This window comes from Streptomyces dioscori, from assembly GCF_003024195.1.
Classification (GTDB): Bacteria; Actinomycetota; Actinomycetes; order Streptomycetales; family Streptomycetaceae; genus Streptomyces; species Streptomyces dioscori.
Genome location: NZ_KZ679051.1, coordinates 145,482 through 161,046, shown reverse-complemented (window position 1 = coordinate 161,046; position 15,565 = coordinate 145,482). Strand labels below are relative to the sequence as shown.

The following is a 15,565-nucleotide window of genomic DNA, read 5'->3' as shown; positions in this document are numbered from 1 at the left end:
TGGCCGACCTTGGCCAAGCGTTCGATACGTCGCCGGTGCGAGGCGCGGCACGCCGTAGACTGGTGGATCGGCCCGAGCATCCTCCTGGCCCAGTCCTCGCCCCACACCCTCACGTACGGGAAGTCGCAACGTGTCGCTCACGATCGGAATCGTCGGTCTGCCGAATGTCGGCAAGTCGACCCTTTTCAACGCCCTGACCAAGAACGACGTGCTGGCGGCCAACTACCCGTTCGCCACGATCGAGCCGAACGTGGGCGTGGTCGGTGTCCCCGACGCCCGGCTGGCCAAGCTGGCGGAGATCTTCGGCTCGCAGAAGATCCTGCCCGCCACCGTGGACTTCGTCGACATCGCGGGCATCGTGCGCGGCGCGAGCGAGGGTGAGGGACTGGGCAACAAGTTCCTCGCGAACATCCGCGAGTCGGACGCGATCTGCCAGGTCATCCGAGCCTTCAAGGACGAGAACGTCGTGCACGTGGACGGCAAGGTCTCGCCAAAGGACGACATCGAGACCATCAACACCGAGCTGATCCTCGCGGACCTGCAGACCATCGAGAAGGTCCTGCCGCGCCTCCAGCGGGAGTCGCGGATCAAGAAGGACGTCGTGGCGAAGGTGACCGCGATCGAGGCGGCGAAGGGGATCCTGGACGCGGGGCAGACGCTGTTCGCGGCGGGCATCACCCAGGGCTCCGACCAGGAGGCCCTGCTCCACGACCTGCACCTGCTCACGGTCAAGCCGTTCCTGTACGTCTTCAACGTCGACGAGGACGAACTGACCGACGACGCGTTCAAGGCCGAGCAGAGCGCGCTGGTCGCCCCCGCCGAGGCGATCTTCCTCAACGCCAAGCTGGAGTCGGACCTCGCGGAGCTCGACGACGAGGAGGCCATGGAACTCCTCCAGTCGGTCGGCGTCGAGGAGCCGGGCCTCGCCAGGCTCGCGCACGTCGGCTTCAACACCCTCGGCCTGCAGACCTACCTCACGGCCGGCCCGAAGGAATCCCGCGCCTGGACCATCAAGAAGGGCGCCACCGCCCCCGAGGCCGCCGGAGTCATCCACACCGACTTCCAGAAGGGCTTCATCAAGGCGGAGGTCATCTCCTTCGAGGACCTCGTCGAGATGGGTTCGATCGCCGAGTCCCGAGCCAAGGGCAAGGCGCGCATGGAGGGCAAGGACTATGTGATGCAGGACGGCGACGTGGTGGAGTTCCGCTTCAACGTCTAGTCCCGCTTCGAACCGCCCCTTGGTCCGCGTCCGCGCCGGTCAGGGGGCGGTCTGCTGTGCCCCGGCCGAAGGCCAGGACCGCAGTGCCATGTCCGCCACCAGTTGGAGGTCCTCCCGGGTGGCGCCGCCCGCGGCCTGGACGGCGATGCCGTTCGCGAGGGTCATGAGGTAGCGGGCCAGCAGGGCGGGGTCCAGGTCCGGGGGCAGGTCGCCTTCGTCGACGGCCTGCCGGAAGCGGTCGCGGAGGAGGGTGATGCCCTCGTCGCGCCAGATGACGAGGGCGTCCCGGGCGGTGCGTCCCGGCTCGCCGACCGCGAGGGCGCCCTGGACCCCGAGGCAGCCGGCGGGGCAGCCGGGCTGGGTGGTCGCCCGTACGGAGCCGTTCAGGAACGCGGTGGCCACCTCCCGCGTGGTCGGCTCCCGCGTGGCCCGGACGCCGTACGAGGCGGGCCCCTCGGTGTAGCGGTCGAGCGCCTTGCGGAACAGGTCCTCCTTGTTGCCGAAGGCCGCGTACATGCTCGTACGCGTGATGCCCATGGCGTTGGTCAGGTCGGTGAGGCTGGCGCCTTCGTAGCCCTGCTCCCAGAAGACCCGCATCGCGCGCTCAAGGGCCTCTTCGGTGTCGAAGCCTCTCGGTCGGCCGATCGGTGCCTTCTGTCGCGTCTCCATGCGACCCACCCTACCTTTCCGTACCGGTCGGTGCGGATGTGTTACGGTCCCTCTCGATGTCAATCAGTACCGATCGGTACCGATGTTCATGGAGGTCATCCTGATGGGACAGCTCGAAGGCAGGACCGCCGTCGTCACCGGCGGCGGCACCGGGATCGGTCTGGCGACCGCGAGGCGACTCGCGGCCGACGGCGCGCACGTGTTCCTCACCGGTCGGCGCAAGGCCGAGCTGGACAGGGCCGTGGAGGCCATCGGGCCGCAGAGAGCCACCGCCGTGACGGGTGACGTCTCCGACCCGGCCGATCTGGACCGGCTGTACGACGCGGTCCGCGCCCGGGGCCGGGGCCTGGACGTCCTCTTCGCCAACGCCGGCACCGCGTCGTTCGCGACGCTGGAGGAGATCACCGAGGAGCACTTCGACCGGATCTTCGGCGTCAACGTCCGGGGCACGGTGTTCACGGTGCAGAAGGCGTTGCCGCTGCTCAACGACGGCGCCTCGGTCGTCCTCAACTCCTCGGTGCGCGCCGATGACGGTGTCGCCGCGTTCGGCGCGTACGCGGCCTCCAAGGCGGCGATCCGGTCCTTCGCCCGGACCTGGGCCAATGAGCTCAAGGGGCGTGGCATCCGGGTCAACGCGATCTCCCCGGGCACGATCGACACTCCCGGCCTCGACGCCGTGGTCGCCACGCAGGACGTGCCGGACATGCCGGACGCGCCGGATGAGACAGCTGAGGCGGATGCGATCTCTCTGTCGGACGCGTCGGAGGCGTCGGACGCGTCAGCCGCCGTGGGCAGCCCGCCCGTCACCAAGGCGCAGTTCGCCGCTGCCGTCCCGCTCGGCCGGATCGGGCGAGCGGACGAGGTCGCCGACGCGGTGGCCTTCCTCGCCTCCGGGCAGAGCAGCTTCATCCTCGGAGCCAACCTCTACGTCGACGGCGGCGAGAATCAGCTCTGACGGACGGACGGACGGACGTACATACGGACGGACGGACGCACCGCCCGTACGCCGCCCCTTTGTCCCCCACGCGAGCGACAAGCAATGCCCACCCCGGCGGGACGTTCCGGAGTACCCCCTCCTCATAGCGTTCCACTCGATACAGGGGCGGCCGGGCCGCCGGTCGAGAAGGGGAAGATGTCATGTCGCTCTGGAACACGCGGGCCGTGCGGTGGGTCGAGGACCAGTACACGCAGGCGCACTTCGAGCCCACGCGCCGGGTGTGGCCGGCCGGGGTGCGGCTGGCCGTGATGGTGGTGCTGTTCGTCCTGGTGACGGGGCTCGCCGCCGGGACGAGGAGCGTGGCGGGCGACAACCCGGTGCTGTCGCTGCTGTCCGGCGCCGTGTCCGTGCTGATCGCCCTGACGGTCTACGCGGCGGCGGTACGGTTCCTCGAACAGCGCCCCGTGACCGAGCTGGACCTCGCCGACGCCGGATCCGTTCTGCGTGTCGGCACCGCCGCCGGGCTCGGGCTCTTCGCCGCGACGATCGCCCTGATCGCCCTGTTCGGCGGATACGGCACCGAGGGCGGGGTGTCCGTCGGCGGCGCCCTGACCGTCCTCGGGATCATGGCGGGGGTCGCGGTCGTCGAGGAACTCCTCTTCCGCGGCATCATCTTCCGCCTCGTCGAGGAACTCACCGGTACGCGTGGCGCGATGGTGATCTCGGGCGTGCTGTTCGGAGGCCTGCACCTGGTCAACTCCGGTGCCACCGTGTGGGGCGCGCTGGCCATCGCCGTCGAGGCCGGCCTGATGCTCGGCGCCGTCTACGCGGCCACCCGCTCGCTGTGGATGCCGATCGGCCTGCACTTCGGCTGGAACTACGCCCTGAGCGGCATCTTCGGCGTCACGGTCTCCGGCAACGAGGACCAGCCCACCGGTCTGCTCCACGGCGTGCTGTCCGGCCCCGAGGCGATCACCGGCGGCGGCTTCGGCCCGGAGGCCAGCATCTTCGCCATCCTCGTCTGCACGGTTCCCACGGTCGTGTTCCTGCGGATCGCCAAGCGCCGGGGCCGCCTCTACACCCGCCAGCAGCTCCGGTCCGCGGGGACGGCCTCCGCCTCCTGACCCGGGGAGGCCGGGACGACCGGCCCCCGCCGAGCGAAGAGCGCCCACGGAAGTCCGTGGGCGCTCTTCGCTCGTGCGTGTCCGCGTCAGGTCACCAGCCCCTGCCGGTACGCGTACACCACCGCCTGCACCCGGTCGCGCAGATTGAGCTTCGCCAGGATGCGGGAGACGAAGGTCTTGACCGTCTCCGGGCTGATCACGAGGGTCGCGGCGATCTCGCTGTTGGAGAGGCCGTTCGCGATCAGCCGCAGGACCTCCAGCTCGCGCGGCGTCAGCGGGATGTCCTGCGGAGCGGTGCTGTCGGCGGGGCGGATACGGGCGGCGTAACGGCCCACGAGGCGGCGGGTCACCTCGGGGTCCAGCAGGGCCGCGCCCGCGCCCACGGTCCTGATGCCGTGCAGGAGTTGGGCCGGGGGCGCGTCCTTGAGCAGGAAACCGCTCGCCCCCGCGCGCAGCGCTTCATACACGTACTCGTCCAGATTGAACGTGGTCACCACGAGCACCTTGACGGGATGCGGCACCCCGGCGCCGGCCAGCAGGCGGGTGGCCTCGATGCCGTCGAGCACCGGCATGCGTACGTCCATCACCACGACGTCCGGGCGCACTCGGGCGGCGAGGTCGACCGCGGCCCGCCCGTCCCCGCACTCGCCCGCCACCTCCAGGTCGGGCTGGGCGTCGATGATCGTCACCAGGCCGGTGCGGATCAGCACCTGGTCGTCGCAGACCAGGACCCGGATCGGGGCGGTCGCGGATGCCGTGACGGGTGGGGTCACGAAGGGCTCCCCGCGGGTATGCGCGCCCGTACGACGAAGCCGCCGCCCGGTCGCGGGCCCGCGCTGAAGTCGCCGCCCAGGACGTCGACCCGCTCGCGGAGACCGGCGAGACCCCGCCCGCTCCCGCCCGGGGAACCGGCCCCCGAGCCGGAACCGTCCGTACCGACCTCCACGGTGATCTCCCTTTCGGCGTGCCGTACCCGAACCGAGGTGCTGCTGCCGTGAGCGTATTTGAGGGCGTTGGTCAGGGACTCCTGTACGACCCGGTAGGCGACGAGTTCGGCGCTGCCGGCCGGCTCCGCCGGGGTGCCCTCCTCGGTGAACTCCACCGGCTGCCCGGCCAGCCGCGTCTGTTCCACGAGTGTGCGCAGCCGCCCGCCGGAGGGCGCTCGTGGCTCGGTGGCCCGCTCGACTGCCCCGCCGGTGTTCCGGTCGGTGCCGTGGCCCGTGCCGTGGTCGGGGTTGAGCAGGTCGAGCAGGTGCCGCAGATCGGCGATGGCCCGCCGGCCGGTGTCGGTGACGGCCGTCAGGGACTGGTCGAGACGGTCGGGCGAGGCGGTGAGATAGCGGGCCGCCTCGGCCTGCACGACCATCGCCGTCACATGATGGGTGACGACGTCGTGCAACTCCCGGGCGATACGGGTGCGTTCGGCGGTCCGGGTGTCCTCGGCGATCCGGAGCCGGTGCTCGGCGTCCGCGACCCGGGTCGAGCGCAGCCACGCCCCGAGGCCCCAGGCCAGGACCATCGCCAGATAGAACGTGACGAGCTCGCTCGGTGGCTCACCCGGATCGAGGCGGGCGAACGCGACCGCCACCGGCACGTACGCCAGGGTGAAGACGAGCGCGGCCGTACGCCGATGCCGTTCCAGGTGGGCTCCCACGCTCAGCAGCGCGATCGGCAGGGCGGTGCCCGCGAACGAGTGGTAGCCGCGCAGCTGGTCGACGGCGAACCCCGCCGACACCAGGGCGAGACAGACGGCCGGCCAGCGGCGGCGCACGGCGAGCGGGAGGCTCTGGAGGGCGATCAGCAGGAGGGCCAGGGCGTCGAGGGGACGGGTCGGCAGACCGCCGATCTGCGTCCCGTGGGCGTCCGGCAGGAACGAGACGGCGAGCAGCAGCAGCCCGAGCGGAAGGTCCCGGACGGTGACATCGGAGCGGTGCCACCACTGCGGGGCCCGCCGCCGGACCAGGGCGGGCCACCGGTCACGGGCCCGCCGCAGACTGGCCATCCCGATCATCGGGGGAGTGTAGCGGTGGCGCCGGCGCGCTCGGCACGCCCGCGGCGCGGCAGCACACGGCCGCGCCGGTGGGCCAGCCACAGGAACGCGATCGTCGCCAGCACGCAGAACAGCACCGAGTACACACTCCCCTCCGGACCGAAGTCGCCGCCGGTGAGCAGCGAGGGGCCCGACATCGAGGAGTCCAGCAGCCCCGGAGGGGTGTCGTTGCCGGAGACTTCGGTACTGAAGACACCGGACGCGGCGAAGTTCCAGCCGAAGTGCAGGCCGATGGGCAGCCACAGCGAGCGGGTGGCGACATACGCGGCGGTGAGCATGCCGCCCGCCTCGACGGCGATGGCGGCGGCACCCCACAGAGTGGCGTTCGGATTGAGCAGGTGCGACAGCCCGAACAGCGTGCCGGTCAGCACCAGCGCGATCCAGGTGCCGACGCGCTCCTCGGCGATACGGAACAGGACGCCACGGAACATCAGTTCCTCCGTCACCGCGGCGGCGGCCATGAAGCCGAGCAGGCCCATCGCGCCCGACCGCGAGTCGATGCCGTCGACCTCGTAGTACCCGGAGGTGAAGAGGTTGACCATGACGGCACTGAACAGCGCGCCGCCGATCAGGGTTCCGCGGCCCAGCGCGGCGGGGGCCTCCTCCAGGGCCAGCTCGGTGACCGGGCGCCGCTCGGTCCGCCCCACCACCCACCGGTAGACGAAGACCGCGAGCACGGCCGTCGGTACGCCGACGAGCAGCTGGAGCCACGGTCTGCCCTCCGCCGCCGTGATGCCCTGACCACCGACGAAAGCGACCGCGGCGACGGCCACGAGCTGCCAGACGAACCTCATGAGGACTCCTGCTCCAGAGCCGCGGCCGAGCGCCGCGGGCTGTGCAGAAAGCTATGGATCCGGCGGCCGGGAATCGTCACCGCTCGGTGGACACCTGCGCGTAGCTCGGACGGGGGACAGACCTGAGAAGCGGGCGTACGCGCCCTTTTCCGGCCCGCGACGGGAACCGGCCCGAGCCCCCCGTGCGTTGAGCGGTACACAGGGACCGAAAAGGGACCGGCAGGGGGCTGTGATGACGTACGAACGGCAGGGCGTGGGCCTTCCCGCTCCGGTGTCGCGCGGTGAGCGGGCCAGGAGCGCGGCCCTGCTGACCGGCGGCTGGGTCGCCCTGCTCTGGGTGCTCGAAGGCATCGACGCGGTGAGCGGCCACGCCCTTGACACGTTCGGCATCAGCCCGCGCGAGTTCGGCGAGCTGCGCGACATCGTGCCCGCCGCCTTCCTGCACTTCGGCTTCGACCATCTCGCGGCGAACAGCGTGCCGCTGCTCGTCCTCGGTTTCCTCACCGCGCTGTCCGGCACCCGCCGCTTCCTCGCCGTCGTCACCGTGACGATCCTCGTGAGCGGCCTGGGCGTCTGGCTCACCGCACCCGCCCACTCCCTGACCGCGGGCGCGTCCGGCGTCGTGTTCGGCCTCTTCGGCTATCTCCTGGTACGGGGCTTCGTGGACCGCCGCATCGGTGACGTGGTCGTGGGACTCCTCGTCGGCGCGGTGTACGGCTCGATCCTGTGGGGCGTCCTGCCGACGGCGACCGGGGTCAGCTGGCAGGGGCATCTCTTCGGACTGCTGGGCGGGGTGGCCGCGGCCTTCGCGTTCCGCCGCCCTCGCGACGACGCCCGAATACGCGGCTGACCGACGAACGGGCCGGGCGTACGAGCCGGTCCGGAGCGCCCCCCCGGTGCGCCCCGGACCGCATGCGCCCTGCCCCGACTCCGGCCCCAGGGTGGACAGGACGTCGCCGACGAGCCTCTTCCCCCAAAGAGTGCCCGTCGGCGACGAACTCGTGCGGCCCGTCCGGGCAGGCCGCACCTGTGCGGGTCACCGGCACCGTGCGACAAGGCCGGGGCGACACCGTGCGGGCACGCCGGCTCCGCCGGTGGCCGGTGCTCCTGTCTGCCGGTGACCAAGCCCTTGCTCCCGATAAGCTCCGCACGGACAGGTTCGTTCGTATCCACGGCGATGTGGAGTGGTCTGCTGTTGCCAGCGCACATCTGGCAACACGGGGCGGACAGCGGACTGTTGGGGGGATGACGATCGAGGACAACGCCTTGGGTGCCGAGCTGCGCCGCCGCCGCGTCGCAGCAGGACTGTCGCTCAGTGAACTGGCCCACGAGGTGCACTGCAGCCGCAGCTTCCTGAGCCGGATCGAGACAGGTCAGCGACGGGCGTCCGTGGAGCTGGCACAGCTGTGTGACCAGGTGCTGGACGCCAAGGGGATGTTGACGGCCCTGGCTCCGCCGAGCCTCGACTCCTTACCGAGGCCGGTCAGGACCGGGACCGCGAGACGGACGGCCGGACCGGCCGGCGCAGCCCGCGCGCAGGGGGCCGCCGCCCAGCGGCGCCACGAGTTCGACCGGCTGCTCAGACGCGGCGACCTGAGCCACACCACCGGTGACATGCGGGCGGCCGACCGGCTCTACCGGGCCGCGCTGCACGGTGCCGCGGGGGACCCGCGGGCCCAGGCCGAGGCCGTGATCCGGATGGCCCGGCGCTGGTCCGACCCCGGGCAGGTCGACCACGAACTGCTGCACCTGATCAGGAACAGCCTGGCCGAGTTACAGGGCGACGCCGGGGCCGAGGCCGTGGGCCTGCGGCTGCGCCTCACCGCGCACCTGGCGAAAAAGGTCGCCATGGCGGTCAGCGAGGACACCGCGGCCGGCCGGGTGGGCCCCGAGGAGGGGGCCGGACTCGCCGACGACACACTGAGCCGATTACCGGCGGACGGCAGGGACAGCAGGGACAGCAGGGACAGCAGAGACGTCCGGGACGACGAGGTGCGCTGCGAAGTGCTCACCGAATGCCGGTGGGCGCGCTACGACTTCACCCCGGCGGCCGACGCCTTGGCGCTGTCCCAGAAACTGCACGACGCCGCGGTCAGGCTCGACTCCCCCTACTTCCACGGCGAGGCGCTCATGGCCCTCGTCATCGACCAGTTGCGCACCGGCAGGGTCTACAGCGCGCTGGCCACCGCGAGCCAGTACCGCAAGTACGCCGCCGACACCCGCAGCGTCCTCGCCACCTGGCAGCGGCACACCCTGGACGCCCTGCTCGACCTGTGGCACGGCAGGTTCGACGCGGCGGCGCACTGGATCCTCGGCGAGTCGCCGAAGTACATCGAAGGACTGCACGCCGATCTCGCGGTCCCCGCCGACGCCCTGCGCCAGACCCGCCTGGGCCAGGCCTTCTGGCTGCTGCGCGAACAGGGCCGGATGGCGGAGCTGTTCACCTCCGACCTCGCCGAGGACGTCGAGCGGCACGCCTACTTCCCCATCTGGCGGGCCGGCCTCGCGCTCGCCCTCTGCGAGACGGGGCAGCACGCCGAGGCGGCGGACCTGCTGGCGGGCTTCGCCGCCGACACCGTCGACTTCAGCCGCTTCCCGCCCTCAGGATGGGCGGTGCCCACCCTCGTCGTCCTCGCCGAGTCGTGCGCGGCCCTCGACATCCAAGGGGGGTACGAGAGCCGGCTGAGGGAGCTGCTGCCGGGACTGCGCGAGCGGCTGGCGCCGCACGACGGACAGCAGATCGCGCTCGCCGGCTGGCCCACCGTGCTGGTCGGCTCGACCGCGAGGGCCCGCGGTCTGCTGGCGCTGGCCGCGGGGGAACCGGGGACCGCCCTCGGCCACTTCCGGCAGGGCGCCGTACCGGCCCGTTCCTCACAGCCGGAACTGGCGCGGCTCCGGCTGGCCCGGGCCCGTGCGCTGCGCGGCGTCGGCGGTGCCGGCAACGAGGCCCAGGCGCGGAGCCTTCTGCAGGAGTCCCTGCGCAGCGCACGGGCCTACGGCATGGCGGGCCTCGCGGCACAGTGCGGGCGGCTGCTGGAGAACCCGGCGGACACCGGCCGGGGCTGACCGCGGGCCCGCGGTCCGGCACGTGCGCGCAGGCCCGTTGTCGTACCCCCGTGCAAGGATGACCGCTCGATCGGGGTCTGCGGGGTATGAGGGGCGTCATGGCGGAGGGCGAGAGGGCTGTCGGCAGCCCCGTGGCAGTGGGGCGCAAGGCGCGTGAGGTCGTCGCGCGCGGCGAGCGGCTGGCCGGACTCGCCCGGAACGTGCTTGCCGACCACGTCCGGGCGACGGAGCAGGTACGGGCCGCCCTCGCCCCGCTCCTCGCCGAACTGGTCGCCCAGGAGCTGGAGGGCATCCCCGTCTCCCGGCTGAAGGACGTCACCGAGGGGCGGCTGCGGCTCGGGGCCCTGGAGACCGCCGGATTCGGCAGCGTACGGCCGGTGTTCGAGGCGAGCCGCCACGAGCTGCGGCAGATTCCGGGAGTCGGCGCGCAGACCGCCGACCAGGCGCTCGCCGCCGCCCGGCAGATCGCCCGCGCCCTGGAAGAGACCGTGTCCGTACGGATCGACGTGGACCACCCCGAGCCGCGGACCACCGCCCTCGTCATCGCGCTGCGGCGGATCGTCGAGGCGGGGCCCGACCTGCGCCGGGCCGTGGACGCGGCCCGGGGACTCGAACGACAGCTCGCGGGACTCCTGCCTGCGGCGCGGCCGGCCGGCGGACGTCTGCGGATGGCACTCCTCGGCAGGGCCGGGCGGGAGAGCGCGCTCGCGGCCGTGACCGAGCTGCGCACGCTGGTCGCCGACGCCGTCGCCAAGGGCGTACCGATGCTGCTCACGCAGGCCTCCACCGATCTGCTGCGGGAGTCCTCCTCGGATGCCGGGGCGTGGGTGGACTTCGAGCTGCGGTCCGCGGAGTACTACAGCCAGCTCGCCGAGATCGCCGGCAGCGCGCCCGACGTCGAGGCGTCCGAAGGCTTCCTGCCGGCGGAGGTCGCCGAGCGGGTGCACGCGCAGGGGCTCGACGACACCCACCGCCGGGTCTCGCTCCGCGGCTACCAGTCCTTCGGCGCGCGGTTCGCGCTGGCCCAGCGGCGGGTGGTCCTCGGCGACGAGATGGGGCTCGGCAAGACGATCCAGGCCATCGCGGTCCTCGCGCACCTCGCCGCCGACGGCCACCGGCACTTCCTGGTGGTGTGCCCGGCGAGCGTACTGATCAACTGGACGCGGGAGATCGGCTCCCGCAGCACCCTGCGCGCGGTGCCCGTGCACGGCCCCGACCGGCTGGACGCGTACGCGGAGTGGCGTGAGCGCGGTGGGGTCGCGGTCACCACCTTCGACGTGCTGCACAGCCTGCCGGACCCGAAGAAGGCCGAGCGGCATCCGCTGGACGCGCCCGCCGCGCTCGTCGTCGACGAGGCCCACTACGTGAAGAACCCCGAGGCCCGCCGCTCCCGGGCGGTCGCGCGCTGGACGAACCGCTGCGAGCGGGTCCTGTTCCTCACGGGTACGCCCATGGAGAACCGGGTGGAGGAGTTCCGTGCGCTCGTGCGCTACCTCCAGCCCGATCTCGTGCCGCGCATCCAGGGGAGCGACGCGGTCGCCGGGCCGCACACCTTTCGCAGGTCCGTCGCTCCCGCGTATCTGCGGCGCAATCAGCAGGACGTGCTGACCGAACTGCCCGCGCTGGTACAGGTCGACGAGTGGGAGGAGTTCAGCGCGGCCGACGAGGACGCCTACCGGCTCGCGGTCGCCGCGGGGAATTTCATGGCGATGCGCAGGGCCGCGTACGCGCACGCGGAGAAGTCGGCGAAGCTGCAGCGGTTGCGTGAGCTGGTGACCGAGGCGGCGGCGAACGAGTTGAAGGTCGTCGTCTTCTCGTACTTCCGTGACGTGCTTGCCGCGGTGGAGCGGGCGCTGCGCGACGGTGCTGGCGGTGGCGGTGGCGGGGGTGTGGTGCTGGGGCCGTTGGCCGGGGGTGTGCCTGCCGTGCGCCGGCAGCAGCTCGTCGACGAGTTCGCCGGCGCGGACGGGCACGCTGTGCTGCTCTGTCAGATCGAGGCGGGTGGGGTCGGGCTGAATCTGCAGGCCGCGTCCGTGGTCATCCTGTGTGAACCGCAGGTCAAGCCGACGCTGGAGCATCAGGCTGTCGCGCGGGCGCATCGGATGGGGCAGGTGCGGTCGGTTCAGGTGCATCGGCTGCTGGCGGCGGACAGTGTGGACGATCGGTTGTTGCGGATCCTTGAGAGCAAGGCGCGGCTTTTCGACGCGTATGCGCGGCGTAGTGATGTGGCTGAGGCTTCGCCTGACGCGGTGGATGTTTCTGACGGGGCGATTGCTCGGCGTGTTGTGGAGGAGGAGCAGGAGCGGTTGGCTTTGACGGGGCGGGTCGGTCCTGGCGCGAGTTGAAGACTGCGCAGTTCCCCGCGCCCCTGAAAGACGAAAGACTGCGCCGTTCCCCGCGCCCCTGAGGGGCCAAAGGCTGCGGCGTTCCCCGCGCCCCTAATGCGGGGTTGCCGGGCCTGACTTCAGGCCTGCTCCGCATAGGGGGATCACTGCGGTGCGGGGGGTCAGGGGGGTTTCTCTTGTGGCTGCCCAGCAGGCCGCTCCTGTGGATTCCACGTACAGGCCCTGCGAGGCCAGGTCGGTCTGGGCGTGGCGGATCTGGTCCTCCGTCACGGTGAGGAACGTGCCGCCCGACTCGCGTACCGCCCGCAGGATCTGGCGGGCCCGGGGCGGATGGGGGATCGCGATGCCCTCGGCGAACGTGGGGGCCGCCGGGGTGACCCCGACAAGGTCGTCCGCCCCGTCGTGCCAGGCGCGGGCCAGCGGGGCGACCGCCGCGGACTGGACCGCGTACAGCGCGGGTCTGCGGTCGATCAGGCCCGCCGCGTGCAGTTCGGCGACGGCGAGTGCCGCGCCGAGCAGGAGCGTGCCGTTCCCGACGGGCACGACCAGTACCTCGGGAAGCCGTCCGCCGAGCTCCTCCCACACCTCGTGGACGTACGTCTTCGTGCCGTGCAGGAAGTACGGGTTGAAGACGTGCGAGGCGTAGAACGTGCCCTCCTCGTCCGCCGCCTCCCGGGCCGCCCGCGCGGTCGCCTCACGGTCGCCCGGGACCACTTCGAGCCGCGCCCCGTGCGCCGCGATCTGCTCCAGCTTCTTGGCGGACGTGCCCTCGGGGACGTACACCGTGCACGACAGCCGGGCCCGTGCGCAGTACGCGGCGACGGCCGTGCCCGCGTTGCCGCTGCTGTCCGCGACGACCCGCCGGGGCCGCAGCCGCAGGGCCAGCTCGGCGAGCATGACGGCACCGCGGTCCTTGAAGGAGAGCGTCGGCATGAGGAAGTCCAGTTTGGCCGAGACGCCCTCCCGGAGCGGGATCAGCGGGGTGCGGCCCTCGCCCAGCGACACCGAGGGGGCCGGCAGCGGCAGGCACTCCGTGTACCGCCAGAGCGAATTGACCCTGCCTGTCAGGGACTTGAGGGTCGCGGGCGTCGGTGCGAAGTCCAGGTCGAGCGGGCCGCGGCAGACCGGGCAGCACCACGCGAGGGAGTCCGTGGGGACGCGCGTGCCGTCCACCGGGCAGAAACAATCCGGCAAGGGAGTCATTCCCGCAGGTTAGATGCCCCGGTTGGGGACGGGCTGTCATGACTGGCATATGGCAGTTGCGTTGCCTTTGTGCAGGGCTCTTGTGCATTGCCTGTGAGAGCCGTCATCTTTCTGGCTGAGCGCGTCCTTCGCCTCGCCGAACACCCCGGAGTGAACCTGCCTCCGGCGCGCCCGTGCGACCCGCACCGCCTTGTGAGTGCACCACCGCACCTCTCTCACCGCTGCACCACCAGCGCACCACTTGCGCACCATCAGCGCCCCACCAGCGCACCACCGATCGAGGAGGATCCCTCAGATGGCAGTGATGCGTCATGCCCGGCGAAGACTTGCCGGTGTTCGTATAGGTATGGGCTCGGCGGTACTCGTCGGCGGCCTAGTTCTCGCGCTTCCGGCCCCGGCCCAGGCCGCGGGCCCCGAAGGTGTCGTCCAGTACGCGGGGGCGCCCGGCGCGATCGCGGACAGCTACATCGTGACGCTCCACGCGGACGCCGCGAAAGCCGGTTCGGCCGAGGGCAGGGCCCTGGCCGAGGAGTACGGCGCCACGGTCGAGCGCACGTACAAGAAGGCGCTCAACGGGTACGCCGTCGAGGCGAGCGCCGCCGAGGCGAAGAGGTTCGCCGCCGATCCGGCCGTCGCCTCCGTCGTCCAGAACCGCGTCTTCTCGATCGAGACGACCCAGCCCAACCCGCCCTCCTGGGGCCTGGACCGCATCGACCAGGCGGCCCTCCCGCTGAACCAGAGCTACACCTACGACGACACCGCGGGTGAGGGAGTCACCGCGTACATCATCGACACCGGCGTCCGCATCACCCACACCGACTTCGGCGGCCGGGCCTCCTACGGCTACGACGCCGTCGACAACGACAACACCGCCCAGGACGGCCACGGCCACGGCACGCACGTCGCCGGCACGGTCGGCGGTACGGCGTACGGCGTCGCCAAGAAGGCGAAGATCGTCGGCGTGCGGGTGCTCAACAACTCCGGCTCCGGCACCACCGCCCAGGTCGTCGCGGGCATCGACTGGGTGACGTCCCACGCCGTCAAGCCGGCCGTCGCCAACATGAGCCTCGGCGGCACCGCCGACACCGCGATCGACACCGCCGTACGCAACTCCATAGCCTCCGGCGTCACCTACGCCGTCGCGGCAGGCAACGAGAGCACCAACGCCTCGACGCGCTCGCCCGCCCGCGTCACCGAGGCGATCACGGTCGGCGCCACCACCAGCACCGACGCCCGCGCGAGCTACTCCAACTACGGCGCCGTCCTCGACCTCTTCGCCCCCGGCTCGTCCATCACCTCCGCCTGGGGTACGGGCGACAGCGTGACCAACACCATCTCCGGTACGTCGATGGCGACGCCGCATGTCGCCGGGGCCGCCGCGCTGTACCTGGCGGACAACCCGACCGCCGCGCCGGCCGCCGTGCAGAGCGCGCTGGTCGCGGGGGCGACGAGCGGAGTCGTGACGAATCCCGGCAGCGGTTCGCCGAACCGGCTGCTGCGGGTCGGTGGCGGGGGGACCACTCCGCCGCCCGGTCCGTACTTCGAGAACACGGCGGACCATGCGATCGCCGACAACTCGACGGTGAACTCGCCCGTGACGGTGAGCGGGGTCTCGGGCAACGCGCCCGCGGCGCTCGGGGTGCCGGTGAACATCGTGCACACGTACATCGGTGACCTGCAGGTGCAGTTGGTCGCTCCCGACGGGAGCGTGTACACGCTGAAGGCGTACGGGGTGGGGGGTTCCACGGACAACATCGCCACCACGTACACGGTGAACGCGTCGTCCGAGGTTGCCAATGGGACGTGGACGTTGCGGGTGAGCGACAACGCTTCGCTGGACACGGGATACGTCAACGCCTGGGGCCTGCAGTTCTGACCCAGCACACTGTTTCCGCCCCCGCCGCCCTTACCCTTCCCGTCACTGCATGGGGGCTGCGCCCCCTCGCCCCCCGTATCGCGCTTCGCGCTCGTCCTCAAACGCCGGACGGGCTGAAGATGTGCGGACGGTCCGCTGGTCTTTCAGCCTGTCCGGCGTTTGAGGACCAGGGGTTCGGGGGCAGCGCCCCCGAGTCGGTGACGGGAAGGGTAGGGGCGGCGGGGGCGGAGGAAACGTTGTTCCGTGCCCGTGCGTGCGCCGCTTACCATGCGCTTTGTCGCA

At 71.6% G+C, this 15,565-nt stretch carries 12 protein-coding genes; 7 read left to right on the top strand and 5 right to left on the bottom strand.

Going from position 1 to position 15,565, the window contains the following annotated elements; genetic code table 11:
• The first annotated feature begins 130 nt into the window (after nt 1-130).
• A complete protein-coding gene (ychF, locus tag C6Y14_RS31310; RefSeq protein WP_107020236.1) occupies nt 131-1,219 on the top strand; it encodes a redox-regulated ATPase YchF in 1,089 nt (362 codons plus the stop codon).
• Nucleotides 1,220-1,258: 39 nt separating this feature from the next.
• On the opposite strand, the gene C6Y14_RS31305 is transcribed toward ychF, so the two are convergent.
• Nucleotides 1,259-1,888, bottom strand: a complete 630-nt coding sequence (locus C6Y14_RS31305) for a TetR/AcrR family transcriptional regulator (RefSeq protein WP_107020235.1) — start codon at nt 1,886-1,888, stop codon at nt 1,259-1,261.
• A gap of 103 nt (nt 1,889-1,991) precedes the next feature.
• Between C6Y14_RS31305 and C6Y14_RS31300 the strand changes: the two genes are divergently transcribed.
• Together C6Y14_RS31300 and C6Y14_RS31295 are read left to right on the top strand one after the other, a co-directional pair.
• Nucleotides 1,992-2,843 carry an SDR family NAD(P)-dependent oxidoreductase gene (locus C6Y14_RS31300; RefSeq protein WP_107020387.1) on the top strand — a complete coding sequence of 284 codons (852 nt, stop codon included), beginning with the start codon at nt 1,992-1,994 and terminating at the stop codon, nt 2,841-2,843.
• Nucleotides 2,844-3,025: 182 nt separating this feature from the next.
• A complete protein-coding gene (locus C6Y14_RS31295; RefSeq protein ID WP_107020234.1) occupies nt 3,026-3,949 on the top strand; it encodes a CPBP family intramembrane glutamic endopeptidase in 924 nt (307 codons plus the stop codon).
• A gap of 86 nt (nt 3,950-4,035) precedes the next feature.
• Here the strand turns inward: C6Y14_RS31295 and C6Y14_RS31290 are convergent, their stop codons facing one another.
• Genes C6Y14_RS31290 through C6Y14_RS31280 form a run of 3 tightly spaced genes read right to left on the bottom strand, consistent with a single transcriptional unit; the run spans nt 4,036 to nt 6,793 of the window.
• Nucleotides 4,036-4,722: a response regulator gene (locus C6Y14_RS31290; RefSeq protein WP_107020233.1), complete on the bottom strand. Its 687-nt coding sequence runs from the start codon at nt 4,720-4,722 to the stop codon at nt 4,036-4,038.
• Complete coding sequence (locus C6Y14_RS31285) at nt 4,719-5,951, bottom strand: sensor histidine kinase (RefSeq protein ID WP_107020232.1); 1,233 nt, start codon at nt 5,949-5,951, stop codon at nt 4,719-4,721. Before C6Y14_RS31285 ends, C6Y14_RS31290 begins: the two co-directional genes overlap by 4 nt.
• A gap of 5 nt (nt 5,952-5,956) precedes the next feature.
• The gene (locus C6Y14_RS31280) at nt 5,957-6,793 is read right to left on the bottom strand and encodes a CPBP family intramembrane glutamic endopeptidase (protein WP_107020231.1); all 837 of its coding nucleotides are present in this window, start codon (nt 6,791-6,793) and stop codon (nt 5,957-5,959) included.
• A gap of 232 nt (nt 6,794-7,025) precedes the next feature.
• Here C6Y14_RS31280 and C6Y14_RS31275 point away from each other — a divergent pair, with 232 nt between their 5' ends.
• From C6Y14_RS31275 to C6Y14_RS31265, 3 genes are all read left to right on the top strand, one after another.
• Nucleotides 7,026-7,643: a rhomboid family intramembrane serine protease gene (locus C6Y14_RS31275; RefSeq protein WP_107020230.1), complete on the top strand. Its 618-nt coding sequence runs from the start codon at nt 7,026-7,028 to the stop codon at nt 7,641-7,643.
• 395 nt (nt 7,644-8,038) lie between these two features.
• A complete protein-coding gene (locus C6Y14_RS44670; RefSeq protein WP_199854929.1) occupies nt 8,039-9,859 on the top strand; it encodes a helix-turn-helix domain-containing protein in 1,821 nt (606 codons plus the stop codon).
• Nucleotides 9,860-9,957: 98 nt separating this feature from the next.
• Entirely contained in the window at nt 9,958-12,204 is a 2,247-nt protein-coding gene (locus tag C6Y14_RS31265) for a DEAD/DEAH box helicase (RefSeq protein ID WP_107020229.1), read from the top strand.
• Nucleotides 12,205-12,297: 93 nt separating this feature from the next.
• Here the strand turns inward: C6Y14_RS31265 and C6Y14_RS31260 are convergent, their stop codons facing one another.
• Nucleotides 12,298-13,407, bottom strand: coding sequence for a threonine synthase (locus tag C6Y14_RS31260; protein WP_107020228.1), 1,110 nt, complete (start codon nt 13,405-13,407; stop codon nt 12,298-12,300).
• A 295-nt stretch (nt 13,408-13,702) separates the two neighbouring features.
• Here C6Y14_RS31260 and C6Y14_RS31255 point away from each other — a divergent pair, with 295 nt between their 5' ends.
• A complete protein-coding gene (locus tag C6Y14_RS31255) occupies nt 13,703-15,283 on the top strand; it encodes a S8 family peptidase (RefSeq protein ID WP_107020227.1) in 1,581 nt (526 codons plus the stop codon).
• Nucleotides 15,284-15,565: the final 282 nt, after the last annotated feature.